General features: G+C 33.5%; 1 protein-coding gene and 2 pseudogenes. 1 reads left to right on the forward strand and 2 read right to left on the reverse strand.

Translation table 11 applies throughout. The features are described 5' to 3' along the window. A pseudogene (locus tag BMZ04_RS23040) lies at nucleotides 1-168 on the forward strand (spore coat protein); the annotation flags it as partial. A 537-nt stretch (nucleotides 169-705) separates the two neighbouring features. On the opposite strand, the gene BMZ04_RS23245 reads toward BMZ04_RS23040, so the two are convergent. Together BMZ04_RS23245 and BMZ04_RS23045 are read right to left on the reverse strand one after the other, a co-directional pair. Continuing rightward, complete coding sequence (locus tag BMZ04_RS23245) at nucleotides 706-960, reverse strand: hypothetical protein (protein ID WP_369802706.1); 255 nt, start codon at nucleotides 958-960, stop codon at nucleotides 706-708. A 186-nt stretch (nucleotides 961-1,146) separates the two neighbouring features. Further along, nucleotides 1,147-1,786, reverse strand: a pseudogene (locus BMZ04_RS23045) (reverse transcriptase domain-containing protein); the annotation flags it as partial. Between the last annotated feature and the right edge of the window lie 96 nt (nucleotides 1,787-1,882).

Raw genomic sequence — 1,882 nt, forward strand, 5'->3', positions numbered from 1 at the left:
AAATTAGAACGAAAATGTATTTTTACAGTTGATAATGCATACTTTGTAATCTATGATTTAGAAGATGGAACTGATACCAATGTTATATTAAGGATTAGTGCAGCTTTATTTAACTCATTGAGAAATTCTGGTGTTCGTGAATGTATTCCTCAAAATTTCATTAACTAAATGTTATCGCCCATTTAAATGTAAGGGTACAAAAAACAAGCGAACAATTTTATTGGGAGCTTGTTTTTTATTTTGAAGGTATTTATGCATGTTTAACACTTCAAAATAAAACGATTTTATTATTTCTTAACAACCCGTTAGCTTAACAACTATGTTGTCTTTTTTGATAGTAATTACCGATAAAACAGCTACAAATTATCCCGATAATAAAAGGAATTACTGAACCTCCTGCTTCGAACCCTGTTGAAGTTTCTTTGTAAAAACTATACATGAACAATTTAAAATCAAACAAATATCCAATCAATAGAAGTAAACTACTTACACTGATAAATGATATTAAACCTACAAATACTGTTTTTATCAAAACTATTCCACTTTTACGTTTTTCTACATTCTAACATATGTGGAATTAACCGAATGATGTATAATACTAGTCGAGTAGAAGGGAACCTCTCTACCTTGCGGTAGATTGTATTCCTCCCCCCTCACAGAACCGTGCTTGCGCTATTTACGCACACGGCTCCTCCTAGTCATCATTCACAAAATGTAGCTAATCTCTTTTCTTAAGTCGTATATATTCACCTTAATTCTTGGTGAAGGTAACGGATATTTATCAAGAAAGAGATTGAATTTATCCCAAGTAAAGGATTTTCTTTGACTTCTTCTGTTGAGCCATTTAAACAGTAAATATTGGATTTTGTCTTTAAATTGGTGAACACTTGGAGTGTTATCCGTGATGCAATAGTAGTTGTAATAACCTACAAGCGAGCGTTTAAATCTATCCATGATCATATGAATATCATTATTTCGGTTCTTCTTTATCCATTCCTTAGATTCCTTTAGTTTACCTTGTAGCTTTTTCCTGCTTGATTTCCGTTTCACACGAAAGTATCCAGATTTACTCTTTCCACAATAGTGTGTAAAACCTAGGAAATCAAAGGTGTCAGGTTTTCCATTTCCCTTTAGTTTTGCATCTTTCTCCGCAAATCTCCCGAAGGGAATAATTTTGGTTTTATCCTCCGCTATTTCTAAGTTAAACTTCTGTAATCTCAGCTTCAATGATTGAAAGAATTCCTGAGCTTCGCTCTCATATTGGAAGCAACAAACAAAATCATCTGCATATCTAACTATGTATGCTTGTCCTTTACACTGTTTTCTAACTTCCTTCTCAAACCACAGGTCCAGGACATAATGGAGGTATAGATTGGCAAGTACCGGAGATATGACTCCACCTTGCGGTGCCTTTATCTGTCTTGTATTTCTTTCCTTCCTCCATGTATCCACCCTTAAGAAACCTACCAATTATTCTTAGTAAGTTAGGGTCAGCAATTCGCAGTTTTAAGAACTCCATAGTCCATATGTGGTCAACGTTGTCAAAGAACCCTTTAATATCTACATCTACTATATAATTTACTGATTTCTTTTCTATATAATGATTTAAAATTTTCAAAGCATCGTGGCAGTTACGGTTTGGGCGGAACCCAAAAGAGCAGTCTAGAAAATCATTTTCATAGATGGCATTTAGTATTTTTGTAATGCCTTTCTGTACAATCTTATCTTCATGTTCCGGTATCCCCAATGGTCTTTTCTTGTTGGAGTTAAGCTTAGGAATATACATTTGTAAACGCTAAAATAAAGTGAGCAGTTTTCTACAAATAAGATTGAGCAGTTTTCCTCTTACTAAATCACTTCCTTTATACTTAATTGTATAAAT

This window comes from Psychrobacillus sp. OK032 (assembly GCF_900111345.1).
Taxonomy (GTDB): domain Bacteria; phylum Bacillota; class Bacilli; order Bacillales_A; family Planococcaceae; genus Psychrobacillus.

What these genes read in the sequence shown, in the direction of transcription:
- BMZ04_RS23245 (WP_369802706.1), bottom strand. Translation starts at nt 960, where the DNA reads ATGATCATGGATAGATTTAAACGCTCGCTTGTAGGTTATTACAACTAC.